This is a genomic window from Corynebacterium timonense (assembly GCF_900105305.1).
In the GTDB taxonomy this organism is placed as follows: domain Bacteria; phylum Actinomycetota; class Actinomycetes; order Mycobacteriales; family Mycobacteriaceae; genus Corynebacterium; species Corynebacterium timonense.
Genome location: NZ_LT629765.1, coordinates 1,690,482 through 1,714,712 on the forward strand (window position 1 = coordinate 1,690,482; position 24,231 = coordinate 1,714,712).

The 24,231-nt window shown below is 58.7% G+C and carries 18 protein-coding genes, 5 pseudogenes and 1 other annotated feature; of the genes and pseudogenes, 16 read left to right on the plus strand and 7 right to left on the minus strand.

Translation table 11 applies throughout. The annotated features are described in order from the left end of the window. Positions 1 to 9 precede the first annotated feature (9 nt). Positions 10 to 3,420: a pyruvate carboxylase gene (locus tag BLT81_RS07970; RefSeq protein WP_019194364.1), complete on the minus strand. Its 3,411-nt coding sequence runs from the start codon at positions 3,418 to 3,420 to the stop codon at positions 10 to 12. Between the two features lie 174 nt (positions 3,421 to 3,594). Between BLT81_RS07970 and BLT81_RS07975 the strand changes: the two genes are divergently transcribed. Further along, complete coding sequence (locus BLT81_RS07975; RefSeq protein ID WP_019194363.1) at positions 3,595 to 4,944, plus strand: M20 metallopeptidase family protein; 1,350 nt, start codon at positions 3,595 to 3,597, stop codon at positions 4,942 to 4,944. 61 nt (positions 4,945 to 5,005) lie between these two features. Here BLT81_RS07975 and BLT81_RS07980 read toward each other — a convergent pair. Next, a pseudogene (locus BLT81_RS07980) lies at positions 5,006 to 5,734 on the minus strand (citrate/2-methylcitrate synthase); the annotation flags it as partial. Between the two features lie 246 nt (positions 5,735 to 5,980). On the opposite strand from BLT81_RS07980, the pseudogene BLT81_RS07985 reads away from it, so the two are divergent. From BLT81_RS07985 to BLT81_RS08010, 6 genes and pseudogenes are all read left to right on the plus strand, one after another. Next, a pseudogene (locus BLT81_RS07985) lies at positions 5,981 to 7,187 on the plus strand (IS3 family transposase). Between the two features lie 397 nt (positions 7,188 to 7,584). Next, positions 7,585 to 8,574, plus strand: coding sequence for an ABC transporter ATP-binding protein (locus tag BLT81_RS07990; RefSeq protein WP_081582939.1), 990 nt, complete (start codon positions 7,585 to 7,587; stop codon positions 8,572 to 8,574). A gap of 20 nt (positions 8,575 to 8,594) precedes the next feature. Next, positions 8,595 to 9,833, plus strand: a complete 1,239-nt coding sequence (locus BLT81_RS07995) for an ABC transporter permease (protein WP_172812382.1) — start codon at positions 8,595 to 8,597, stop codon at positions 9,831 to 9,833. 43 nt (positions 9,834 to 9,876) lie between these two features. Beyond that, entirely contained in the window at positions 9,877 to 10,071 is a 195-nt protein-coding gene (locus BLT81_RS08000; protein WP_019194359.1) for a hypothetical protein, read from the plus strand. Further along, positions 10,061 to 10,678 carry a flavoprotein gene (locus tag BLT81_RS13365; RefSeq protein ID WP_081582938.1) on the plus strand — a complete coding sequence of 206 codons (618 nt, stop codon included), beginning with the start codon at positions 10,061 to 10,063 and terminating at the stop codon, positions 10,676 to 10,678. Before BLT81_RS08000 ends, BLT81_RS13365 begins: the two co-directional genes overlap by 11 nt. A 1,032-nt stretch (positions 10,679 to 11,710) precedes the next feature. Continuing rightward, complete coding sequence (locus BLT81_RS08010; protein WP_172812383.1) at positions 11,711 to 12,781, plus strand: alcohol dehydrogenase catalytic domain-containing protein; 1,071 nt, start codon at positions 11,711 to 11,713, stop codon at positions 12,779 to 12,781. Positions 12,782 to 13,019: 238 nt separating this feature from the next. On the opposite strand, the pseudogene BLT81_RS13470 reads toward BLT81_RS08010, so the two are convergent. The 3 genes and pseudogenes from BLT81_RS13470 to BLT81_RS13380 form a co-directional block, all read right to left on the minus strand. Then, positions 13,020 to 13,441 (minus strand): annotated as a pseudogene (locus tag BLT81_RS13470) (transposase); the annotation flags it as partial. A gap of 156 nt (positions 13,442 to 13,597) precedes the next feature. Continuing rightward, a pseudogene (locus BLT81_RS08015) lies at positions 13,598 to 14,804 on the minus strand (IS3 family transposase). A 61-nt stretch (positions 14,805 to 14,865) separates the two neighbouring features. Continuing rightward, entirely contained in the window at positions 14,866 to 15,129 is a 264-nt protein-coding gene (locus tag BLT81_RS13380; protein ID WP_081582936.1) for a helix-turn-helix domain-containing protein, read from the minus strand. A gap of 285 nt (positions 15,130 to 15,414) precedes the next feature. Here BLT81_RS13380 and BLT81_RS12665 point away from each other — a divergent pair, with 285 nt between their 5' ends. The 6 genes and pseudogenes from BLT81_RS12665 to BLT81_RS08040 all read left to right on the plus strand — a co-directional run. Further along, positions 15,415 to 15,594 (plus strand): LxmA leader domain family RiPP, encoded by a 180-nt coding sequence (locus BLT81_RS12665; protein ID WP_155860843.1) that lies wholly within the window; start codon positions 15,415 to 15,417, stop codon positions 15,592 to 15,594. 195 nt (positions 15,595 to 15,789) lie between these two features. Then, positions 15,790 to 16,995, plus strand: coding sequence for a phosphotransferase (locus tag BLT81_RS08025; protein WP_019194352.1), 1,206 nt, complete (start codon positions 15,790 to 15,792; stop codon positions 16,993 to 16,995). 58 nt (positions 16,996 to 17,053) lie between these two features. Then, positions 17,054 to 18,025 (plus strand): T3SS effector HopA1 family protein, encoded by a 972-nt coding sequence (locus tag BLT81_RS12670; protein ID WP_156784092.1) that lies wholly within the window; start codon positions 17,054 to 17,056, stop codon positions 18,023 to 18,025. Positions 18,026 to 18,082: 57 nt separating this feature from the next. Next, complete coding sequence (locus tag BLT81_RS08030) at positions 18,083 to 18,835, plus strand: class I SAM-dependent methyltransferase (RefSeq protein ID WP_019194351.1); 753 nt, start codon at positions 18,083 to 18,085, stop codon at positions 18,833 to 18,835. Positions 18,836 to 18,894: 59 nt separating this feature from the next. Further along, positions 18,895 to 19,578: a GPP34 family phosphoprotein gene (locus tag BLT81_RS08035; RefSeq protein WP_081582935.1), complete on the plus strand. Its 684-nt coding sequence runs from the start codon at positions 18,895 to 18,897 to the stop codon at positions 19,576 to 19,578. Positions 19,579 to 19,982: 404 nt separating this feature from the next. Further along, positions 19,983 to 20,267: pseudogene (locus tag BLT81_RS08040) on the plus strand (transposase); the annotation flags it as partial. Positions 20,268 to 20,376: 109 nt separating this feature from the next. On the opposite strand, the gene BLT81_RS08045 reads toward BLT81_RS08040, so the two are convergent. Beyond that, positions 20,377 to 20,610 carry an ATP-binding protein gene (locus BLT81_RS08045; protein WP_231286627.1) on the minus strand — a complete coding sequence of 78 codons (234 nt, stop codon included), beginning with the start codon at positions 20,608 to 20,610 and terminating at the stop codon, positions 20,377 to 20,379. Between the two features lie 332 nt (positions 20,611 to 20,942). Next, complete coding sequence (locus BLT81_RS08050; protein WP_083337246.1) at positions 20,943 to 22,181, minus strand: IS256 family transposase; 1,239 nt, start codon at positions 22,179 to 22,181, stop codon at positions 20,943 to 20,945. A gap of 463 nt (positions 22,182 to 22,644) precedes the next feature. Here BLT81_RS08050 and BLT81_RS08055 point away from each other — a divergent pair, with 463 nt between their 5' ends. The 3 genes from BLT81_RS08055 to BLT81_RS13385 all read left to right on the plus strand — a co-directional run bounded on the left by BLT81_RS08055 (position 22,645) and on the right by BLT81_RS13385 (position 23,902). Continuing rightward, complete coding sequence (locus tag BLT81_RS08055) at positions 22,645 to 22,872, plus strand: transposase (RefSeq protein WP_081582933.1); 228 nt, start codon at positions 22,645 to 22,647, stop codon at positions 22,870 to 22,872. 45 nt (positions 22,873 to 22,917) lie between these two features. Further along, positions 22,918 to 23,046, plus strand: a sequence feature (AL1L pseudoknot). Next, positions 22,936 to 23,700 (plus strand): IS3 family transposase, encoded by a 765-nt coding sequence (locus tag BLT81_RS08060; protein ID WP_081582932.1) that lies wholly within the window; start codon positions 22,936 to 22,938, stop codon positions 23,698 to 23,700. Its footprint overlaps the feature before it by 111 nt. After that, positions 23,666 to 23,902, plus strand: a complete 237-nt coding sequence (locus tag BLT81_RS13385) for an integrase core domain-containing protein (RefSeq protein WP_081582931.1) — start codon at positions 23,666 to 23,668, stop codon at positions 23,900 to 23,902. Before BLT81_RS08060 ends, BLT81_RS13385 begins: the two co-directional genes overlap by 35 nt. Positions 23,903 to 24,231 lie beyond the last annotated feature (329 nt).

The following is a 24,231-nucleotide window of genomic DNA, read 5'->3' on the forward strand; positions in this document are numbered from 1 at the left end:
GCGCTCAGCCTAGGAGATCACCACCACCAGGTCCCCGCCCTCGACCTTCGTGGCCTGGGTGAGCGCCACGCGCTCGACGGTGCCGGACGTCGGCGCGGAGATGCTGGCCTCCATCTTCATCGCCTCGATCGTGGCCACCTGGTCGCCCTCCGTGACCTCGTCGCCCACGGAGACGGTGATGTTGACCACGCCGGCGAACGGGGCGGCGACGTGGCCCGGGTTGGAGGCGTCGGCCTTCTCCACCTCGGCGACGGTGGACTCGGCGCTTTCGTCGCGGACGAACAGCGGGCGCACCTGCCCGTTGACGGTGAGGATGACCTGGCGCATGCCCTTCTCGTCCGGGTCGCCGATCGCCTCGAGGCGGACCACCAGCGGGGTCCTTTCCTCGTCGACCTCGCCGTAGTAAATCAGCGTCTCCTCGCCCTCGGTGAGGCCGTAGAAGAAGGTGCGGTCGGACAGCTGGTCCGTGATGCCGTAGGTGCGGCGGTGCTCGAGGAACTCATCGTATTGCTTGGGAAAGAGCAGCTTGTCCAGCGTCGCGCGGCGGACCTTGTAGTCGTCGCTGGTCAGCGCCTCTTCCTGCTCTGCAGGCACCTCGACGGTGCGGTTGACCTCGGCGCGGCCGTCGAGGGCTTTGTCGCGCAGCAGCGGCCAGCCGCCGGGCGGGGTGCCCAGCTCGCCCTGGAGGAAGCCGATGACGGACTCGGGGATGTCGTACTTGCGGGGGTTCTCCGCGAAATCGGCGGGGTCGACGCCCGCGCCGACGAGGTGGAGCGCAAGGTCGCCGACGACCTTGGAAGACGGCGTCACCTTGGTCGGGCGGCCGAGGATCTCGTTGACAGCCGCGTAGTAGTCTTCGATGAGCTCGAAGCGCTCCCCCAGGCCCAGGGCGTTGGCTTGGGTGCGCAGGTTGGACAGCTGCCCGCCGGGGATTTCGTGCTTGTACACCCGGCCGGTCGGGCCGGGGATGCCGGACTCGAAGGGGGCGTAGACCTGGCGCACCGCCTCCCAGTAGGGCTCGAGGTCGGAGACGGCCTTAAGGGACAGGCCGGTGTCGCGCTCGGTGTTGGCGAAGGCCGCGACCAGCGCCGACATCGACGGCTGGGAGGTCGTGCCGGCGAGCGGCGCGGAGGCGACGTCGACGACGTCGGCGCCGGCGTGGGCGGCGGCGAGGTAGGTGGCCAGCTGGCCGCCGGCGGTGTCGTGGGTGTGCACGTGGACGGGCAGGTCGAAGCGCTCGCGCAGGGCGGAGACGAGCTTCGCCGCCGCGCCCGGGCGCAGCAGGCCGGCCATGTCCTTGATGGCCAGGACGTGGGCGCCCGTGTCGACAATCTGCTCGGCGAGCCTCAGGTAGTAGTCCAGCGTGTACAGGTCCTCGGCCGGGTCGAGGAGGTTACCGGAGTACGCCATCGCGACCTCGGCGACGGTCGTGCCGGTCTCCAGGACGGCCTCGATGGCCGGGCGCATCTGTGAGACGTCGTTAAGCGCATCGAAGATGCGGAAGATGTCGATGCCGGAGCGCGCCGCCTCGTTGACGAAGGCGCGGGTGACAGTGTCCGGGTACGGGGTGTAGCCGACGGTGTTGCGCCCGCGCAGCAGCATCTGGATGTTCACGTTGGGCATGGCCTCGCGCAGCTCGTCGAGGCGCATCCACGGCGACTCGTGCAAAAAGCGCATGCCGACGTCATACGTCGCGCCGCCCCACGCCTCGACGGAGGTCAGCTCCGGGGTGAGGTGGCCGACGTGCTTGGCCGCGGCGACGAGGGTGTTCGTGCGGATGCGCGTGGCCAGCAGCGACTGGTGCGCGTCGCGGAAGGTGGTCTCGGTAACGCCGAGGGCGGTCTGCTCGCGCAGCTTCTGCGCCCACTTCTCGGGGCCGAGCTCGAGCAGCTCGTCGCGGGAGCCGCGGGGCGTATCAGTGTAGTCGAGGTCGGGCAGCTTCTTCGACGGGCTGATGCGGGTGGGCTGCGGGCCGTTCGGCTTGTTCACCGTGACGGAGGCGATGTAGTCGAGGATGCGGCCGGCGTCGTCGGGGGCGACGGGAGTGTCCACGAGGTGCGGGTGGTCGGTGATGAAGTTGGTGTTGATGCGCTCGTAGCGGAAGTCCGGGTCGGAGAGCAACCCGCGCAGGAAGGCAATGTTGGTGGACACGCCGGTGACGGTGAACTCGTTGAGGGCGCGCAGGGCGCGGTCCACGGCAACCTGGAAGTCCTTGCCTCGGCAGGTCATCTTGACCAGCAGGGAGTCGAAGTTCGGGGTGATTTCGGTGCCGACGCCCACGGAGCCGTCGAGACGCACCCCGGCGCCGCCCGGGGAGCGGTAGCCGGTGATGAGGCCCGAGTCGGGGCGGAAGCCGTTGGCCGGGTCCTCCGTGGTGATGCGGCACTGCAGCGCCGCGCCCGTCAGCGACACCGACTCCTGGCTCAGCCCCAGGTCCTCGAGGGTCGCGCCCGCCGCAATGTACATCTGGGAGCGCACAATGTCGACGCCGGTGACCTCCTCGGTCACGGTGTGCTCGACCTGCACGCGCGGGTTCATCTCAATAAAGACGTGGTTGCCGTTCTCGTCCACGAGGAACTCGACGGTGCCGGCGCCCTCGTAGTTGATCTCGCGGCAGAAGCGCACGGCGTCGGCGCAGATCTGTTCGCGCTGCTCCTCGGTGATGTGCTGCGCGGGCGCGATCTCCACGACCTTCTGGTGGCGGCGCTGCAGCGAACAGTCGCGCTCGAAGAGGTGGATGACGTTGCCCTGCCCGTCCGCGAGGATCTGCACCTCGATGTGCTGCGGGTTAATCACGGCGCGCTCGAGGTAGACGTGCGCGTCGCCGAAGGCGGCCTCCGCCTCACGCGACGCTTCCGCCGCGAGCTTTTCGAGGTCCTCAGGGCGCTCCACAAAACGCATCCCGCGCCCGCCGCCGCCGGCGACCGCCTTGACAAAGACCGGGAACTCGAACTCCTCCGCGAACCCCACCAGCTCCTTCGGGTCCGTCGAGGGGGCGGAGTCCTTCAGCGTGGGCAGCCCGGCGCGCTCGGCGGCGTGGACGGCGGCGGCCTTGTCGCCGGTCAGGTCGAGGGTCTCGGGCGAGGGGCCGATAAACCGGATGCCGCTGTCCGCGCAGGCGCGGGCGAGCTCGGCGCGCTCGGAGAGGAACCCGTACCCTGGGTAGATGGCGTCGGCCCCGGACGTCTGGGCGGCCTCAATGATCTCGTCGATGTCGAGGTACGCGCGGACGGGCTGGCCTTCGCGACCGATCTGGACGGCCTCGTCGGCAAAGGCACGGTGGAAGGAGTTGCGGTCCTCCCGCGGGTAGACAGCGACGGTCTTCGCGCCAGTTTCGAAAGCGGCGCGGAACGCGCGGACCGCGATTTCGCCGCGGTTCGCCACAAGGACTTTGCTGAAGTGTGGGAGCGAGTGAGTCACTGGGAACTATTCCTTTACACGTGCGAGCGGGGTAACGCTTTGATTCTACGGTGCCGTACCTTCCTGCGACGCCCGATCGTTGCCTAATTCTCGCAACACGAGCAAAAGCAGCGCGTAACGTGGGACGTAGCCGCTGCGGGCGGGCGAATATTTTCAACAGAAAAAGGAGTTATCATGAGCGACAACCAGCTCAGCGACCTCTACACCACGATCGACGAGGCTGCAGCCGCGATCGCCAGCGACGTCACCGAGTGGCGCCACCACCTCCACCAAAACCCGGAGCTGTCCAACCGCGAGGAGGAGACCGAGCGCTACATCCTCGACCGGTTAGCCGAGTTCGGCATCGAGGAGGTCACCAGCGGCATCGCCGGCCACGGCATCGCCGCCTGGATCAGGGGCAACGGCGACAGCGACGGCGACTCCCGCACGATCCTGCTGCGCGCCGACACCGACGCGCTGCCGGTCAAGGAGAACTCCGGCGAGGACTTCGCCTCCGAGAAGGTGGACAAGGACTACCCAGGCGGCCCCTTCCCCGTCGCCCACGCCTGCGGCCACGACACCCACATTGCGATGCTGCTCGGCGCCTCGAAGGTCCTGCAGGACTTGCGCGAGGAGTTGAACGGCGACATCCTGCTTGTCTTCCAGCCGGCCGAGGAAGGCCCGCCCGCCGGCGAGCCCGGCGGCGCGGATCTCATGGTCAAGGAAATGGAGGAGCAGGGCTTCTTCGACCCCGCCCCGACGATGGCCTTCGGCATTCACATCGTTCCCGCCCCCGTGGGCGCGATCGCCTACGCCCGCGGCATCCAAAACGCGGCCTCGGAGACCGTGAAGATCACCATCGTGGGCGAGCAGGTACACGGATCGACCCCGTGGCAGGGCGTCGACCCGATGCCCGCCGTCGGCGACGTGCTGTCCAACATCGGCCAAATCTACCGCCAGGTGGACGTCAAGGAACGCTTCTCCATCTCGCTCGGCCACATCGTGGACCAGGGCCGCTTCAACATCATCGGCAACCAGGTGGAGATCTGGGGCACGGTCCGCTCGCTGACCACGGACGTGATGGAGGACGTCAACGAGCGCATCGCGCGCTACGTGTCCAACCTCGCCACCGCCCACGGCTGCGAGGGAACCGTCGAGTTCTTCGACGACATCCCGCCGGTGGTCAACGCCCCCGAGTGGCTTGACGCCACCCTGCCGACGTACGAGCGCGTCGCGGACGGCAAGCCCGTCTTCGAAATCCCGCCGAGCATGGGCTACGACGACGTCTCCGAGTTCATCGCGCGCTTCGGCGGCGTCTACGCCCTGCTGGGCGGCCAGAACTTCACCTTCACGGCCGACGGCGGCGTGGAAAACACCGAGGGCGACAGCCGCGGTATGGTGCCCAACCACAGCCCGAAGTTCTACGTCAACGACGACGCCCTCACCTACGGCGTACGCCTGCACGCCCAGGTGGCCGTCGACCACCTGATGGGCGAGCTCAACGCCGAGGCCAAGGGCACCGAAGAGGAAGCCACCGAGAGCTAACACGCGTACAGCGCCCACACCCCACCCCGCCGAGGCTGTCGGCCGGGTGGGGCGTGCGTGTTTAGCGCTGCGGCACGTGGCGCTCGTCCGGGCCGTTGTAGGCGGCCAGCGGGCGGATGATCGTCGGGTTGTTGTACTGCTCGATGATGTGCGCGGTCCAACCGGTGATGCGCGCCATGACGAACAGCGGGGTGAAGAACTCGATGTCGAAGCCCAGGATGTAGTACGCCGGGCCGGCCGGGAAGTCCAAATTCGGGCGGATGTTGATCGAGGTGTTGTCGTACATGGTCTTCGCCATGATGTCGTACATCTCGACCCACTTCGCGGCGTCCTTCTCCGGGTGCTCGGAGGCCAGCTTCTTAAAGCAGGCCTCCATGGTGGGCACGCGCGAATCGCCCTTCTTGTACACGCGGTGCCCAAAGCCCATGACAAGCTCCTTGTTCTTGAGCTTGTTCAGGGTCCACTCCTCGGTCTTCGCCGGGTCTGCGATCTCCACGAAGTTGTGCATCACGAACTCGTTGGCGCCGCCGTGCAGCGGGCCCTTGAGAGCACCGATCGCGCCGGTGATGGCGGACCAGGCGTCGGAGTTCGTGGAGGTGATCACGCGCGCCGCGAAGGTGGAGGCGTTGAAGGAGTGCTCGGCGTAGAGGATCATCGACTTCTCAAAGGCCTCGACGTCCGAGGGGATCGACGCCGGGGAGCCCTCGCCGTCGCCGAAGACCATCCACAGGAAGTTCTCGGCGAAACCGCGTGCGGGGTCCGGCTCGATGTAGCCCTCGCCGCGGCGACGGCCGAGTCCTTACTCGACGTTTTAGGATTCTCAAAGCCGCTGCTTCAGGCTCCGACTCCATTCACCCCGACTATGAGGTGGCTTGGGTTGGTCGGGGACTTGGTCTTGCGTTGGGAGGGCGTTCAACATGGTCAACATGGTAGGTCCCTCAGGCAGTACGATGCAGCGACCCAGAAGGGACCTGACCCCTTGTTGGTGGACATAGGCTAGCCCCGGTTGATAGCCGGAGGAAGGTAGTCTCAGTCCATGCCTCGTAAGTCCTATTCTGAGGAGTTCAAGCGCGACGCGGTCGCGATGTATGAAGACACAGACGGTGTGTCTTGTAACTCGGTTGCTCATGATCTCGGTGTTAACCGTGGCAGTCTCGCTGCCTGGGTTACGCGCTACGGCACGGGCAAAAAAGCCCGCGCGATTGATGCTGCAGCTCGAGCGCGAAAAGCATCGGATTCAGAGCGGATCCGACAGCTCGAGAAGCACAACCGGCTTCTTCAACAAGAGCGAGATATCCTTCGCAAGGCGGCGCAGTATTTTGCGAAAGAGATGGGCTTGTGATCCGCTTCAAGTTCATCTGGGACCATCGCACCGAGTTTTCGGTCACACGGATGTGCGACGTGCTGAAGGTGCGGCGATCTTCCTATTACAAGTGGAAAAACACGCAGGCCGCGCGCCGTCAAAAGGTTGTTGACGATGCTGTTCTTGGTGCTCGTATCCGCACTGTGTTCACCGACGAACACGGACTCTACGGAGCCAAACGCATCGCCGCGGCGTTGAACGACTCTGATTCGGGGGCGCATGAAGTGGTCAATCACAAACGCGTTGCACGCATCATGAAGGCCATGGGCATCCAGGGGTTTATGAAGAAACGCCGCGTGCGCACCACCGTGGCAGATACTGGCCGCAGTGTCTTTTTCGGATCTTGTTCGCAGGCAGTTTCATGCCCCGGCGCCGAACCGCGTGCTCGTCGGCGACATTACCTACCTGCCGGTATCCGGTGGCGGCAATATGTATCTTGCCACCGTGATCGATTGTTATTCCCGCAGGCTGGTGGGATTTTCTATTGCTGACCACATGCGCGTCGATCTGGTTATCGATGCGTTGGACTCAGCGCGGCGCGCCCGGGGCAGTCTGAAAGGAGCGATTCTTCATTCCGATCACGGCAGTGTCTATACCTCGAAGGCATTTCGCTCACGATGCACGATGCTAGGGGTGACCCAATCGATGGGGGCGGTGGGAAGAAGCGCAGACAACGCGCTGGCGGAGTCGTTCAACGCGACAGTAAAACGCGAGGTGCTGCAAAACCGAAAAATGCTTCGACTCGATGCTGCACGCCAGACGGGACGTCTTCGCCTGGTGTGTGCGCTACAACCAGAAACGCAGACACTCATGGTGCGATTATCTCTCGCCCATCGAGTACGAAAACCGCACCTGCGGTAACCTCACCCTGACCGCATAAGTTCAATTCCCTGTGTCCACTTTCCAGGGGTCGGGCCCCATCGATTACCACACCGCGAACGGCCACACGTCGGCGGCTGCTTTAGACCAGCTCATCACTAACTTGAGCGGTGGACCCGACCAGATGTTCGCATCGCGCGACGTCCGTCAAACCCTTTTCCGACACCATCTCGACGCGTCGTCTTAACCGACTTTCGTGCACTGAGTCGCTCGGGCACGCGAACATCAAACACCACGAGCACGCACAAAGGAATCACCCACATCCTCGTACTCTAAAGCGCAAAAGACAACTTAGGACGAGCAGCAAGACTTATCTTCTCTCCCTATCTAAGTGTTGCCGCGGCACGATGGTTTCATATAGCATTCTGGGAAAAGCCACTTCATGAACGGGAAACGCCATGCTTAAGCTCAATAACATCAGCAAAAGTTACGGCTCCCGGCAGGTACTCCGCGGCGTCAGTCTCGAGGTCCTTCCGGGCGAGCTGTATGGATACGTAGGTGGCAACGGTGCCGGAAAAACTACATCCATGCGCATCATGCTAGGTATTGGCGAAGCTGACTCCGGCACGGTGACGCTTAACGGAGAGTCCATAGACGACCGTGTGCGCTCAGGTATCGGTTACATGCCCGAGGAACGCGGCCTTTACCCGAAAATGACTCTGATTGATCAGCTTACGTACTTCGGCGTTGTTCACGGGATTGATTCTCGCTCCGCCCGCGCCGCCTCGGACTACTGGCTCCATCGTTTTGGCTTGTCGGACCGTTCTCATAGCCCACTTGAGTCCTTGAGCCTTGGCAACCAGCAGCGTGTGCAGCTGGCCGCCGCCCTCGTCCATGAGCCAACCGCCCTCATCCTGGATGAGCCTTTCTCCGGGCTGGATCCGGGGGCCGTGGAGACAATTGCGGAAGTTCTTCGTGAGGAGGCCGCCCGAGGCATTCCGGTTGTCTTTTCCAGTCACCAGCTCGATTTAGTCGAAAAACTCTGCGACAGAATCGGCATCCTGCGCGACGGGCGCATCATCGCGGAAGGCACCTATGAAGAATTGGGTAGAGCAGTCGGCAGACAGTACGTCATCGAGACACCCGTCGCCTGTGAGACGTGGCTGTCGCACCTGCGGCGGAGCATCGGCGACGAAGCAAACGAGGCAACTATTATAGCACAGGAGGGAAGCCGCATCCGCCTCAAGGTTCCCGAGCACTTCGACGAGCAAATCATTATCGACGTTATCCGCCTTAATGGCGAACTCACAGCATTCTATCGATGGGTGCCGTCGCTATCCGAAATTTATGCCGCGGCGATGTCTGACACGGCGGACTCCTCGACTGCCACGAGGACCTCGGACGCACGCAAGAATACCACCGCCGACGCACAGTCTCGCCACACTTAGAAAGAAATACCATGCCAACTTTGGAAAACTCCCGCGCCTCACTCACAGAAGCTCCCCCACAACAGCGCCCGCAGCTGACGCGCACTAGTGGAAACCGCTGGTCGATCGTCGCTGCTGTTCTCCTCCGCGAGTTGAAAGCCAGGCTGTTAACGCCTGGTTACCTGTGGAGTACCGTTGCTTTCGCAGCGGTTGCGTTCTTTACCCCGGCTGCTCTCAATCGCGGGGATAGCGAATCCCCAGTCATCGCTGTTGCGCGGGAAGCCGGCGAGCTAACCAGTTTTCTTGAATCCGGCGCTCAAGGCGCCTGGTCGATCCGCGAAGTAGCGAACACCGCTGAAGCCGAGGCACTCGTCGCTAACGGCGATGTTGATGCTTTCCTCACCCCTGCAGTTGACGGTGGCTGGTCACTGGTCAGTGCAACGTCTCTAGACCCCGAACTTCAGAACTCGCTGCAGTCCCTGCTGGCGAGTGTCGCACTCACCGACGCTGCTGCCGAAGCCGGCGCTTCTCCAGACCAGTTGGCCGAGGCTGCATCCTGGGCCACGGTCACCCCTGTTTTTCTCGAGCAAAGCGCCGATTTGCCATCGCAGCTTTTCGCCCTGGGTGTCGGCTTGGTAACCGTTTTTATCGTTGTCCTGTGGGGCGCAAGCATGGCCGGGGACGTGGTTCAGGAGAAAACCACTCGCGTCGTGGAGATTCTGCTGGCGACACTGCGCCCGTGGCAGCTGTTGGCTGGGAAGATCCTCGCAATCACGACGATAGGTATTCTCCAGGTCTCCGCAGTGATCCTCGCTACGTGGGCGGGGCTCGAGCTATTCGGCGATGGCATCTCCTTAGAGGGTATCCCCGTCGAGGTATTTGTCGTCGGCGTCATTAGTGTCGTAATCGGCGTGCCGCTGCTGTGCTCCTTCATGGCTGCCATGGCCGCGCGTGTCGATCACCCAGATGACGTCTCTACCGCCACCCAGCCAGTCTACCTCCTACTCATGGTTCCCTTCGCTGCCGTCGTCTTTTTGGCCTTCGAAATGCCTAACAGCACGGTAATGGAGGTCCTAGCTTACCTACCGGTAACTAATATTTTTGCGATGCCAGTGTTCGTCACCGTAGACGATATTCCTCTATGGCAGCTGCTGGCAAGTCTGACGGTCGCACTGCTGACACTGGTTGCGGTGATCGCCCTGGCAGGGCGCATCTACTCGAACTCAATCTTGCGCACCGGCACTATCGTCTCCTTCCGAGAAGCGGTCTCCTCCACCTAATTCCGAGCGACCGTCGTGCCACATTAGTAACGAAAGGACTACCTTGAATATCTCCACCTTACGCACCACTGTCACCGTTGTCAGCGCCATCGTGATGATCGCGCTCATTACTCTAGTCTTCGCCACGCCCTTCCCTTGGTGGGCAGGCCTGATCGTCGCGGTCGTAATCTTGATCCCGATGCAGATCTACCTGAACAGGTCGAAGCCACAGCAAAAGGACTCGCGCAATGACTACTAACGCATCACACAACAGCGTCCTGCCCGGCGATGTCTCTTTCGACATTGATAGTCTCGACGGAAGGAACCTGCTCTGGGTGCTCACCGGTTCTATTAGCGCAGCTTCCAGTCCGTTCTGGGTGAACTGGGTGCGCCAGCTCGACGTCCGTATCTCACTTCGGATGATAATTACTCGCACTGCTCAGCGCTTTGTCAGTGACGAGGCTCTGACGGCTCTTCTTGGCAACAGGGTCGATATCGATACCTGGGAAGAGCCCAACGTAGGGGCCCTCCACGTCGATCTGGCCCAGTGGGCCGATGGAATCATCGTCCATCCGTGCACTTTGGATTACCTATCGAGGATTGCTCTCGGTCGAGGTGACTCTCCTTCCGTGCTAGCTGTTCAAAGCACCGATCGTCCAATCGTTGTGTGTCCAGCAGTACCTCCGGGTGCGACCTCTCAGCCGGCGTATCGGTCCCACACTGCGGCGCTAGTCGAGCGACCGAACATATACTTACTAGACCCAGTTTCCGCGTTCAGCGTTCACACCCACTCTTATAACGGTACTGCGCCCGCGCCATTCCCTAACGCGCTTTCGGTCCTAGCGGACGCGCTTCACGGTTCTTAGGACTGACCGGGCGGGTTTTTCGGAAAGACACTGTGAGCACGCAAGTACATATTATCAAGCAATCTAAAACGCCTTTGCGACAAACCCGAACTATTCTCCGCGACGGGAGTCTGAGGCTTCACCGTGATGCTGGCCCAGATGCTCCTACGTGGAAACCGCCCGACATCAAAGGGGTACTGCCGGAAAACCCTCGGCTACATTGGGTCATACCGAGCGATGTAGACGGCCAATCCCGTTGGTTCTCGTTGCCCTCGGCGTTGAGCCTGTCACAAAGGTCATTAGCTGGTGCAGACCGCCATAACATTGCCACACTCGTAGACTCCTTTCTTACTGGCTTACCTCAAATTCGCGCCCTGCCGACTGATGGCGATGGAGCTGAGCCCGCCATCCTTCGGCGGCTGCGGCAATGGTGGACCGGCAACAGACTGCGCGAACCAGAGGTCAAACTTCGCGACCGCGTTACCGAGCTCCTGGGGCCAGCAGACATAGAACGCGTCAAACGTCTTATTACCGCAGACTACAGAACAAGCGTTCTGGGGTCGGCCAGCTGCTCCGAGCTTTTCCCTACCGCGGACGGGCGCGAAGTACACGCATTGATCGATGAGGTGTGCGTCGGACCTGCAGACTGGGAAATCGGAGTATTACTTGGGGAGCAAATTGAAATTCTCACGCAGATATCTCCCAAGGTGCATCCCGCTGAGGATCCAGTTGTTATTACCTTGTTGGCACACTCCGCTACGCCGAGGAGCCATCTAGGCCTCATTGCTGGGCTTCGGTGGCTTCTCCACTTGCACGACTACCTAACCTACGTTTCTTACTCTGGTATCATTCTTGAAAAGGCGATTCCCGCTTGCGCACTCATCACAAATCCCTTCGAACCAAAAGCGGTGGCCGCATCCAGCACAGTCGCCCCGTCCGCCATTCCTGATTCAGAACCTACCGACTGCGAGGATCCAGATGAAAGTACTTGGTCTAGCTCCGCCGAATCTATCAACCCCCGTCTCGGGTTTCAAAGTTCTAGGTGATGTCTCCGTGGGTTCTACCACGGTGACTGCCGGCGTGCTCGATATCCCCCAAATTGATTTCGAGCCGACGGCATACACACACAGTGTCCTAATTCGGGTGGACGCATTGACGTGCAACTACCGCGACAAGGCTATTGTACTTTCTGAGTTTGACCACATTTCAATTGGACAGATGGGAACACAGCAGGTGACGTTTCTCGGCTCCGAATTTTGTGGCACCGTCATCGAAATAGGGGTAGAAGTGATAAGCATACAAAAGGGCGACCGTGTCATCCCTAATGCACAGTTTCCGGACGCTCCTGCAAAAGGGGTGATTCCGGGTGTAGCCACTAATCACGCCTCCGTTGGCTGGCTTATCCTCCATGAGTCGAAACTTGTAAGAGTTCCAGATGGAATACCGACATCTGTCGCTGCAGGACTCTCCCTAGGGTGCCAGACCGCTCATAGTATGATCCGAAGAAGTCAGGTTAGTGCGCAAGACAAGGTGCTCGTCACGAGTGCACGGTCGGCAACTTCCTTATTCCTGATTGCCATGCTCGAGGAAACCGGGGCACAGGTATGGGCCACCTCAACCTCTCCGTGGACTGATGAGGAGAAGGCGACTCTGCCGGATAATGTCACCCTCGTACCCGTGGCGCGGGAAGAGACGTATTTCCCGAATGACGCATTCGCCCGCGACCTTATCAGCAAAGGTGGGGCGACTGCCGTTGTTGACCCGTTTTTCGATCTCCATCTGGTTTCAGCGGTTACTTTGATGAGCCAGCATGGCCGCTACATTTCCTGTGGCCGCGTCCACCAACATCCGGCACTCGGCCGAAACATTGCTGATATTGGCACCAAAAACATACTGAATGCCGATTATATTTTTAACATGATGATTTTCAAAAACCTCTCGATCATCGGTAACTGCCTTGGTTCCAAAGAGGATCTACTCGATGCGCTCCGCATGGTCTCCGAAGGGCGGCTTATCCCTCCGCCAGTTGATTCCGTATTCGGCCCCGACGAGGGCCACCAATTCCTTGACCGTTCTTTCTCCAGTAGCGCTCGGTTAGGTAAAGTCGTCTTAGACTATCGATAATCTCCGAGGGCTCGGAGAAGGGAAATCCCCTAGTTTCTGGAAAGGTGTCTATCTGTCAGTAAGCCCGCTCGTCATGAAGGATCAAGTCCTTTTGAATGGTGTGTCTGCCGCTCGTTAAAATTAGCAGCGTGACGGTTCCAGGGTCCGTCAAGAGCCCGAATACTGTGGTCAGCTTACGTGACCTGCTGAGCAACATCGCCACCATCGATAATGCTGGGATATCAGCGACTACAAGGGCTTACGTTTTCTCCAGACTCGTCAGTGTCATCGAGCGCTTCCGCTGAACCCTATCATAGAGCTGCTCCGCGAGCGCCAGCCAGTCTCTGATCAAGGCGTCACGGTTGGAAAGATGCTCAAGACGTCGGTACGCCGGTGGATCTTTTGATTGAGCCGCTCGGTCATGTTGTTCGACCACACGCTCTTACGTCGCTGATGGCGAGAAGGATACCCAGGTGTGCGTTGCTGGTGTCTAGGTAGACTTCGTTTAATCCCCGGGCCTTGAGAATCGCGAAAGAACCCGGTCCAGGAGGCCACAGCGTCGCTCGTGGCAACCTACATGCCGAGGAGCTCGCGGGAGCCTTCGGCGTTGACACCGGAGACTAGCAGGAAGGAGGTCTCTACTACGCGACCCTCCTCGCAGACCTTCATCGTCAATGCATCTGTGTTTTGTCAAGTTGTTGTAGGCCGTTTCGGCGCGGTTTTTTAGGCCGGGGTGGCGTGGTTTTGGGCCGTTTGGGCGTTGCTGGGTTTTCGGGTTATTTCATGAGGGCGTTTGCCAAGGTCCGACCCCTGGAAAGTGGACACAGGGAATTGAACTTATGCGGTCAGGGTGAGTTTACCGCAGGTGCGGTTTTCGTACTCGATGGGCGAGAGATAATCGCACCATGAGTGTCTGCGTTTCTGGTTGTAGCGCACACACCAGGCGAAGACGTCCCGTCTGGCGTGCAGCATCGAGTCGAAGCATTTCCGGTTTTGCAGCACCTCGCGTTTCAATGTCGCGTTGAACGACTCCGCCAGCGCGTTGTCTGCGCTGGTTCCCACCGCCCCCATCGATTGGGTCACCCCTAGCATCGTGCATCGTGCGCCAAATGCCTTCGAGGTATAGACACTGCCGTGATCTGAATGAAGAATCGCTCCTTTCAGACTGCCCCGGGCGCGCCGCGCTGAGTCCAGCGCATCGATAACCAGATCGACGCGCATGTGGTCAGCAATAGAAAATCCCACCAGCCTGCGGGAATAACAATCGATCACGGTGGCAAGATACATATTGCCGCCACCGGATACCGGCAGGTAGGTAATGTCGCCGACGAGCACGCGATTCGGCGCCGGGGCATGAAACTGCCTGCGAACAAGAACCCGGCAAAGACACTGCGGCCAGCATCTGCCACGGTGGTGCGCACGCGACGTTTCTTCGTGAACCCCTGGATGCCCATGGCCTTCATGATGCGTGCAACGCGTTTGTGATTGACCACCTCATGCGCCCCCGAATCAGAGTCGTTCAACACCGCGGCGATGCGTTTGGCTCCGTAGAGTCCGTGTTCGTCGGTGAACACAGTGCGGATACGAGCACCAAGAACAGCATCGTCAACAACCTTCTGACGGCGCGCGGCCTGCGTCTTTTTCCACTTGTAATAGGAAGATCGCCGCACCTTCAGCACGTCGCACATCCGTGTGACCGAAAACTCGGTGCGATGGTCCCAGATGAACTTGAAGCGGATCACAAGCCCATCTCTTTCGCAAAATACTGCGCCGCCTTGCGAAGGATATCTCGCTCTTCTTGAAGAAGCCGGTTGTGCTTCTCGAGCTGTCGGATCCGCTCTGAATCCGATGCCTTTCGCGCTCGAACTGCGGCATCAATCGCGCGGGCTTTTTTGCCCGTGCCGTAGCGCGTAACCCAGGCAGCGAGACTGCCACGGTTAACACCGAGATCATGAGCAACCGAGTTACAAGACACACCGTCTGTGTCTTCATACATCGCGACCGCGTCGCGCTTGAACTCCTCAGAATAGGACTTACGAGGCATGGACTGAGACTACCTTCCTCCGGCTATCAACCGGGGCTAGCCTATGTCCACCAACAAGGGGTCAGGTCCGGGGGACACCCCCGACTTTTGCGTTAAGACGTGGAATTTCAGCCAGCAACGCACGTACTTGTGGTTCAAAGGCGGCGAAACTCGTGGCTCTAGCCCGACGCGGCGGGTACTTCAAAGGCGAATCCAAAGCGAGTGCCCGCTCGACAGTCTTCTTCGCGCAACCAACCTCGTCGGCGATCTTGCGTATCGATAAACCCTGCCCACGCAGGTAAAGGATCTGTGCCCATTGCTCCAAAGAAATCACCCATCCAATCATTTTCGAATGGGCTACTTTCCGGAGAGCGTTCTGGGCTACTTTTCAAAGAGCGCTGACAGATCACGCACACGGAATTACCTACACCCTCTTATCCTCAAACAACACACTTGACAGCCATTAATTACCCAGCGGTTCCGCATTGCGATCTCATCCTAGGAAAGTTGCTGGAACCCTTGCGGCTGTGTATTCCCTCTGCTAGCGTCGTGAATGCGCCACGACCCTTACTGGTTGGAGCTGTCGCATCCGAAACACTCACTTGCTCAACGATTCCGAAAGGACCACACTGTGACTACTCAAACACTGATTAGCGGCTACGCCAATTACACCACCCCCTCCGCCATCTCAAACGCAGTTGCCGACGAAGCTCCGGCAATCTCTCCTACTGCCACTGTCACCACGTCTTCGCAGGCATGCATCACCACTATCAGCATGACCGTAACCGCCACCATCGATAACGGCTGCTAAAGGCGTTATCAAAGAATCAACAAGACACTCACAAAAATATGAGTGCTCCTAGGCATGTTGCTCTGCCCCCTGGGTTGATCAACATGCTTAGCACAATTTCGGTTCCCCGCCTCAACCAACGGGAAACATCTGTTTACTTACATAATTTGGAACAACACCGCAATTGCAGCTAACGAAACCTTGGAAGTATACTTCATGTCCATACACGCCGATGGCGCAAAAAGCGAAGTGTCTGCGATAACGGAGTTCGCCGACTCCTTAGATATAATACTCACAACACATGATTTAGGTCTCATCGAAAGGGCGTCCTTCTCCGCTAAGCGAGGACGCAACCTGAGCTGCACCTTCGAAACAACTAAGCACAATGCGCTATTCGCTAAGAACGCCATGGACGATATCCGATTCAAGGCGTCCGTCTTAGCGGCTCAAACACTACCGAGGATTGTGGGTGACACAGACCACGTTCTGTTTCAGCTACCTCGGTTGATGGCGGCTAATGGCACCGACAAGATCTTGATCTTCGAGGATGTCTTAAATTCTGACAGCCTGGCGACAGTCCTCCAGGGTGGCGCCGTCGAGGACAACCAAGTACGCCGTCTGATGAATAATATCGGTGCAGGCTTGCGCGAGGTGCACGACCAGGAAGTTAGCAAATCCAACCTTAACAGTGCGCCAAGTCCTCTACCACTACTCAGCCACTTTTCGCAATTACCGTGGTCATCCTTCGAAACACTCTCGGCCGAATCGCTCCATACGTGGGGGACGCTTCAGCAAGACAAAGAACTTTACCGGGCGATTGTATCACTCAGGGAGATGGAGAGCGCCGGCGCACAAGTGCCCATCCATGGGGACCTCCGCTTTGACCAGTTTTTGCTTGACACCGACGAAGGACTATGGCTAGTCGATTGGGAAGAATATCGCTTTGGCCATCGTGGCCGTGACCTAGGCACCCTTATCGGCGAATGGTTATACCTCGCGTTCATCACCTTATCGGACAAAGAGGTGCCTAACGGTGCGGTTGAACCCACTCCTCAGCCCGCATTCGACGAGGAACTTACACATTTTGAGATTGTTGCCCGAGGGCAAGAGGCGCTCGAGAGGGTTCTCCCGTTTATTTCTACGATTTGGTCTAGTTATTTAGGAAAGGCCACTCCAGTACATGACCTTCAGGATCTAGCTGCAGTAAGCGCGGCATTTGCCGGATGGCATCTCTACGACAGGTTACTCGCCATATCAGAACTAGTTCCGCGGGTCTCAGCACTCTCCTGGGCCGCCGCAGGCATCGGCCGGAATGTCCTCCTTGATCCGATTGGGGCGGCAAATGCCCTAGGCCTCACGGCCCGCTTCGCACCCACTATACACAGGGAATGTGATATCGAGACTGATACGGAGGGAAGCTAGCAAAATCGTGCCATTTGAGACAATTCCTTCCGTCACGAACAGTAGCCCTAGCGAGATAATGAAGATATCAGACGAGGCTTTATCCATCTGCCAGAGTATCAAGGTTGACATCAAGCCGAAAGTTGGGGTTTATCACGCAACTGTCCAAGCGCGTCCCCGTGTCGAGGCCAAAAGCGTTCGCTCTCTGATACACCAATTGACATACGAAATATATTCGGAGTTCCACACCGGCAATACGAACTCGGGGGACGAGACCATACTGCTTAATCCACGGACGACACGCGACCCATGCATCGAGCAGCAATTGAGTTCGGCGGTACCCCATACTTTCACGGAAGCGCCTGGCATATTCGTCGACTGGCTCGAAGAGCGTACAGCCGCGGTCGTAGAGTTTGATAGGACCCGGATTGAAGTGCCTGTCGACAAAATCTTGTCTTCTTCTGTAAAGCCGGGGCTTCCCGTGATAGTACAAGTTCCCGCAGTTCGACCTGCGCTCTCTCAGGGCTTCTGCGTGGTAGATGGGCCACGCCCACTTGGTCAACCACGCGCGAAAGAAATTCGACGCGTCTATCTACATGTTGCTTCCCCGGATGCCGCCGCGCAAGTTTGGAAAACTGTGTTACCCATGCTCAATGCGCTACGCGCACCATACCGCACCAAGGCCCTTTCCCGGCTGCAAGAATACCCAAGACGCGACGCGATTGTTTTCTACCTGCAGGCCGACACGTTGTCTCAGGTCTCCAGTCTTATCATGGAGCGACTTTCGGATTCCTGTCTCCTTGAAGACGCTACCTCTGCATTCGCCCACCGACTTGGCCCTGGCGTCGCGGTTGCGGACGAACCCAACGACCTCCGACCAAATCTGCGCGGGTTGAGTTTCGGCGAGCATCGCGCCCAGGTGCTAGCCGATGTAACCGTCCGGCATGCGCTCCAACCACAGAGTAGGCTTGCGGACGTCCTAACCGAAAGCCTCCTATCCGCCGGGATCTGTCCTTGCAGTCTTGCTTTCAACGCCGCTGAAACCGCCTAACAGACGCACTCGACAGCTGAAACAACCACCGATATTTTCGATTTGAAAGGGAAACGTATGGCCAACGATTACACCGCAGAAAGCTACGGAGAGGCCCTTGCCGACATCTACGACTTGATGTATCCCGATACTCCGGACGCCCACGACGCCGGTAAATTCCTGGCAGATTTGGCGGGCCATGGAGGGTCTGTTCTTGAACTTGGCGTTGGCACTGGGCGTATCGCCGTTCACACCGCGTCTCACGGGGTCCGAGTCCATGGTGTTGATGCGTCCCAGTCCATGCTAGACAAGCTTCATAAGAATAACCCAAACACGACCGTCACCACAGAGAAGCTTGATTTCATCACCCAATCCACTGGCCGAAAATTCGACGTTGTCGCCGTTCCACTGTCCACCTTTTTCGCGGCAAGCACCCCGACAGCCCAGCTGAATGTAATGAAGCTGATGAAGGAACAGCTGAGCGCCGGTGGTACTATCGTCCTCGAGGGATTCGATCCAACGGACTACCATGCGCAGCGCACACCCAAGACCGAAACTCTTCCACTGGCAGATGGACGCCTACAAATCAACACGACGTTCGTCGACCGTATTCGTCAGCTCCTTATTGTTGACCACGTCACCATCGGCCCAGAAGGAGCTTACAATCAAGCTAAAGAAATTGTCCGCTACGTGTTCCCCACGGAGATGGACATGATGGCGCTGTCTCAAGGCCTTAATGTTACCGCTCGCTACGGCGATTGGAAAAGATCACCGCTCACCGCCAGCTCGCTTAGACACGTTTCTTTGTATAAGAATCTAGAACACCGGTAGCCTAATTTAGGCATCGTCGTCCCCTGCCACTCAGACTATTGCAGATTAGGATTTCCCATATGCTTATTGTAGAGAACCTTTTCCTCCTGTTTACTCGCGACAACGGTCGAGTTAATGTCGGAATACCTAACCAGGACAAGGCGCTGAACGCTGGGCTATTCAGCGATCTTGTTTTGGCAGGTGTGGTGACGGTAGATCAATCCAATCATTTTAGAGAGTCTCTGATCCGAGTGCTGGAGTCGGCCCCTGTGGCTAACGTCGATCCCGAGTTGATCGTCGCCGGGTATAAAGCTCTATGCGAAAATCCCGGCGCTACTGTAGAAAGTCTGTTGCACGCTTCTTGGTTCGTCACTAGGAATCAGATTGCGCGATCACTCGCCAATCAAGGCGTCGTCACTATTGGCAGAGATAAGTTCTTTGGAATCGAACTGGAAAAATACCCCACCATTGATAGGCGGCCAGAAGAGGAACTTCGCGAGCGTCTCGCTTCTATGCTAAGAGGTGAAGAGGCGTCGACCGTGCAGGAAGCTCTTACTCTGGTACTTCTCGCTGAAGTGGGAAATATCAAGTTGGAACTGCGCGAACAGCTTAGTGGGGTTTCTGTTCTCGACATTAAGACACGGGTTCGCGAGTTGGCAGAAGAGCACCTAACCCCTGTGGACGAACGCACAATTAAGGCCGTGCGCAGGGCAGTGGACTCTATGGTCTCCGTTCTCTCCGGCAGCGCTCTCTTCATGTCTTGACAAGACAGTTCCCCGTGGCGTCCACTACTTGGCTAAGCGATGCAAATTTGTTCGATCGGAATTAGCAGGCGCGCTATTTGCCAGCCTGGTTGTGAGTCATCCGAGTCAAGGAGTTCATAATCATGTTGAAGTTTCGTGCTGCCGCTGAGAAAGCGGATTTGATCACGGAATACCTTGCCGTGCCGCATAGAAAGAAAGCCCAGTGGCGACAAGAGCATAACTTGTCGTCCAATGACGTCTGTAAGTGAAGGCGTCAGTACTTCGGCGGGAACGTGGATCGTGATCTGACACCACGCACAATAGGTTCCATGGACAAACCTTCAGCGCGCCTTGTCGGACCTGACCCCCTGTTGGTGGACATAGGCTAGCCCCGGTTGATAGCCGGAGGAAGGTAGTCTCAGTCCATGCCTCGTAAGTCCTACTCTGAGGAGTTCAAGCGCGACGCGGTCGCGATGTATGAAGACACAGACGGTGTGTCTCTTAACTCGGTTGCTCATGATCTCGGTGTTAACCGTGGCAGTCTCGCTGCCTGGGTCAAGCGCTACGGCACGGGCAAAAAACCCCGTGCGATTGATGCCGCAGCTCGAGCCCGAAAAGCATCGAATTCAGAGCGGATCCGACAACTCGAGAAGCAAAACCGGCTTCTTCAAGAAGAACGAGATATCCTTCGCAAAGCGGCGCAGTATTTTGCGAAAGAGATGGGTGTTAAGAAGACCGAAATGGTAGCGGTGTGGTGAGTATCTGGTAGCGCCTGAGTGGGCACCCGGTAGCGGTATCTCACTCAGGCGTTGCCGGTTGTTATGCGTTGGTGGTCAGGCGCATGTTTGGTCCTTCGAGTGTGATGATTTCGGCGCCGGAGACGAGTCGGTTGAGGATTGACTCGGAGATCACGGCGTCGGGGATGGACTTGTACCACTCGTGTGGGGTGAACTGTGAGGTCACAATGGTTGAGACTTTGCTTTCCCGCCCGGCGAGGATATTGAGTAGCTGGTGCGCGGTCGCGTGCCGTTTCCGTGTAGTTGGTAGGGGCAATCCGCGTAGTTGGTAGGGGTTTTCCGGATAGGTGGTAGGGATCCCTTTTTTCGGTCATTTTTGTAGATGGCGTCGGCTCAATCTGTGCCGGCGTGTCACCACTTTCTGACCGCAAAGAGGGCCTTTATGGCCAACTTCAAAGACATCATGGCGATGTGTTTGGGCGGAGCGAGCTATGCAGCCATCTCTGCTGCCTTGGAGTGCTCCAACAGGGATATCGCCAAAGTCAAAACAGTGAGGTCAAGTCCACGGTGGTGGTGTATCTGCCTTCCGATATGAACAAGCAGGATGACGGTGTCAGGGGCCGTCACGAGCTCGGTGCTGGCGTGGGCTCATGCAACCTCCTGAGTGGATTCGCCGGCATCAATGACGGTGGCTGTCATCATCGTCTTGGTCTGTTCCAGGCTGGTTAGCGACATGTAGCGTTTCTGCTGGATCCAATCATCGTGTTGCTCGGCGAGTACCGCCCCGACCAGACGCACGACGGCGTCGCGGTTGGGGAAGATCCCCACGACGTCGGTGCGACGTCTGATCTCCCGGTTGAGCCTTTCAGTGGGGTTGTTTGACCACACCTTCGTCCACACCGCTTTCGGCGCGTTCGTAAACGCCAGCAGGTCGTCCAAGGATTCCTCCAGGTAATCCGCCACATGGGGGAACTTCTGCTGGCAAAACTCAATGACGTCTCGGGCCTGGTCCCACACGGCCTGGGCGTCGGGTTGTTGGAAGATCGTGTGAAACATCGCCGACAATGTCGGCCACTGGGTTTTCGGCACCATCGATGACAGATTCTTCGCGAAATGGGTGCGGCACCGCTGCCAGGATGCGTTGGGTAGGCAGTCACCCACAGCGGCTTGGATGCCTAGGTGGGCGTCGCTGGTGACCAGGTACACCTGATCCAGGCCCCGGGCTTTCAGGTCGCGGAAGAACCCGGTCCACGACGCGGCCGATTCGGCGGTGGCGACCTGCATACCAAGCAACTCCCGGTACCCGTCGGCGTTAACCCCGGTGGCCAGCAGCACGCTGGTTTTGACGACGCGCCCGCCTTCACGCACCTTCATCGTCAGCGCGTCGCAGGAAACATAGAGGTAGGGGCCGGTGTCCAACGGGCGGGTGCGGAAGTCTTCGACCATCACGTCGAGTTCTTTGGCCATGGTAGACACCTGTGACTTCGACAGGTTGGTGATCCCGAGGGTGGCGACAAGGTCGTTCATGCGGCGGGTGGAGACCCCCTTGAGGTAGCAGGTGGCTACGACGGTGGCCAGGGCGCGTTCTGCTCGTGAGCGGCGCTCCAACAACCAGTCGGGGAAGAATGATCCGTGGCGAAGTTTCGGGATTCTCACGTCGATGGTGCCCACGCGTGTGTCCAGGTCGCGGTGGCGGTAGCCGTTTCGGTGGTTGGTGCGGGTGTCGCTGACTGTGGCGTAGTCGGCCCCGCAGATGCTGTCTGCTTGGGTGGAGAGGATCTGGTTGATGAAGTCCTGCAGCATCTGACGCATCAGATCCGGGGATGCTTGGGCGAGCAGCTCATCAAGGTAGGCGGTCGGGTCGATATGATTGGGTCCAGCGGTCATCGCGTTGGTTCCTTTCGAGGAGATGTTGGAATTGATTCGAAAGGTACTGCGGTGGCCGCCTCACACGTTCATGAGGTCCCTCACCGACAGTCACAGGTACACCACGCTAGCGGACGCAACCAACAGTGATTGCTGACCACGCAATCACGCAGTCTTCGTTCGCCCAGCTGGATCCAGAGTTCTTCGATACGCACTTCAGCGATCAGCTGTTGCGCGGTCGTATCTAGTAACACCGTGGTGAGTATCGAGTAACGCATTGGTGAGTATCCAATAACAGTCCGGGGGAGGATTCTGGTGACCGCGTGACTTCAGGGCACGCGTCGTTACCAGAGGAGTCTGATTGTGACTGACTACCGGGCGGTAATGGATCAAGTGCTGAAAGGCTGGTCTGTCCGCCAAATCTGTTCGAGTGGTTTGCCCCGGGTTTAATGGAGGGTAGGAATTTGGAAAAGGAGCCCTATACATGCCCTCGAAGTACACGCCTGAGTTGAGGCAGCGCGCCATCGAATTGGTGCTGCATGCGCAAGCTGACCCTGACACGTCTCGTGGTGCGATATCCCGCATCGCTGTCGAGCTCGGAATGAGCAAGGAAACTCTGCGCGGCTGGGTCCGCGCTCATAAACAATCCGGCGCGGCAACCCCGGGCGGAATCGGTGGATTGTGCAGCAGAAAACCGCAGACTGCGAGCTGAACTGATTGAAGCGAAGCGCGCCAACGAGATTTTGAAAAGAGCATCAGCTTTTTTCGCGGCGGAGTGCGAGCGCCCACACACGTAGTCGTCCGGTTCATCGACGACAACAGGGAGGAATTCGGGGTCGAACCGATTATTCGCGCCCTTTCAGCAACCAACGCGAAAATCGCCCTGAGCACCTACTACGCCTACAAATCCCGGCCTGAATCATCTCGATCTATCCGCGACCGACAACTACGCAACACTTTGCGTGCCATCTACGACGACAACTACTCCTGCTATGGAGCGCGCAAACTATGGGCCGAGATCAACCGCCGAGGCGATGTCGGTCACCTCGCCCGGTGCACCGTTGAGCGCCTCATGGCACTCGAAGGCATCCGTGGTATCCGGCGCCGGAAGAAAAAGCCCTCGACCCGCAGCGCTGCCCCCGATAACTGCCCATCCGATGTGGTCACACGCGACTTTTGTGTCGATGCGCCGAACCGGCTGTGGGTCGCGGATATCACATACATCCCCACGCGTGCCGGATGGGTGTACGCCTCGTTCGTCCTCGACGCGTATACCCGGGAGATTGTTGGCTGGCAGATCACCAACCACATGCGCACATCGCTGGCTAAAGACGCACTTGACATGGCCTTGTCAGCGCGCTTGCGCGCCGGTGAAGATGTCTCCGGTCTGATCCATCACTTTAGACAGGGGCGTGCAGTACAGGTCGGTCGTCTACGGAGAGACCTTGGCCCAGTCGCAGGTTATCGCTTCGGTTGGCTCGCAGGGAGACTCCTACGACAACGCGATGGCAGAAGCGCTGAACTCAGTGTTCAAAGCTGAACTCATCGACCGTAGGACCTGGCCGGGGCTGCGAGATGTTCTCGTCGCGACCTCGACATGGGTCGGCTGGTACAACAACCGTCGTGTGCACTCGGCGCTAGGGTACCGCCCGCCCCGCCAGGCCCATCAGGAATACACCACCGCGAACACCCAAACGGCCTCATCAACAACAATAGGACCCTCTACAAAACCCGGGGCTTGACACTCCGTGCTGGTTGAATCACGCTGGCACATCCGCTCGCCGGAATACAGGTGCCGATGGCGATGGAGAAACTCCACAATCACTTCTATGCGCGGTCGAGCTCCGCCTGGGCGAAAAATTTAGGGGCAGCTTCATGACTTCATGAGCTTCCTTAGCTTGGTGACTTCCCTGCGCAGTTTCCTGAGTTTAGCATCTCTATCCGCGTCACTTACCTGAGCTGCTTGCTCATCAGTATGCTCGGCCCTCCTAGCTCAATTTCGCAGCGTGGAGGCCTTTATTCCTGTTTTGGCTTCCACATCACGAATCACCACCGCCTTCGACGGAGCACC

Bases quoted from the DNA above. Each gene is read 5' to 3' on its own strand.
- BLT81_RS07975 (WP_019194363.1), top strand. From the start codon at position 3,595: ATGAGCGACAACCAGCTCAGCGACCTCTACACCACGATCGACGAGGCT.
- BLT81_RS07990 (WP_081582939.1), top strand. From the start codon at position 7,585: ATGCTTAAGCTCAATAACATCAGCAAAAGTTACGGCTCCCGGCAGGTA.
- BLT81_RS13365 (WP_081582938.1), top strand. From the start codon at position 10,061: ATGACTACTAACGCATCACACAACAGCGTCCTGCCCGGCGATGTCTCT.
- BLT81_RS13380 (WP_081582936.1), bottom strand. From the start codon at position 15,129: ATGATTGGATGGGTGATTTCTTTGGAGCAATGGGCACAGATCCTTTAC.
- BLT81_RS08025 (WP_019194352.1), top strand. From the start codon at position 15,790: ATGTCCATACACGCCGATGGCGCAAAAAGCGAAGTGTCTGCGATAACG.
- BLT81_RS12670 (WP_156784092.1), top strand. From the start codon at position 17,054: ATGAAGATATCAGACGAGGCTTTATCCATCTGCCAGAGTATCAAGGTT.
- BLT81_RS08030 (WP_019194351.1), top strand. From the start codon at position 18,083: ATGGCCAACGATTACACCGCAGAAAGCTACGGAGAGGCCCTTGCCGAC.
- BLT81_RS08035 (WP_081582935.1), top strand. From the start codon at position 18,895: ATGCTTATTGTAGAGAACCTTTTCCTCCTGTTTACTCGCGACAACGGT.
- BLT81_RS08050 (WP_083337246.1), bottom strand. From the start codon at position 22,181: ATGACCGCTGGACCCAATCATATCGACCCGACCGCCTACCTTGATGAG.
- BLT81_RS08055 (WP_081582933.1), top strand. From the start codon at position 22,645: ATGCCCTCGAAGTACACGCCTGAGTTGAGGCAGCGCGCCATCGAATTG.
- BLT81_RS13385 (WP_081582931.1), top strand. From the start codon at position 23,666: ATGGCAGAAGCGCTGAACTCAGTGTTCAAAGCTGAACTCATCGACCGT.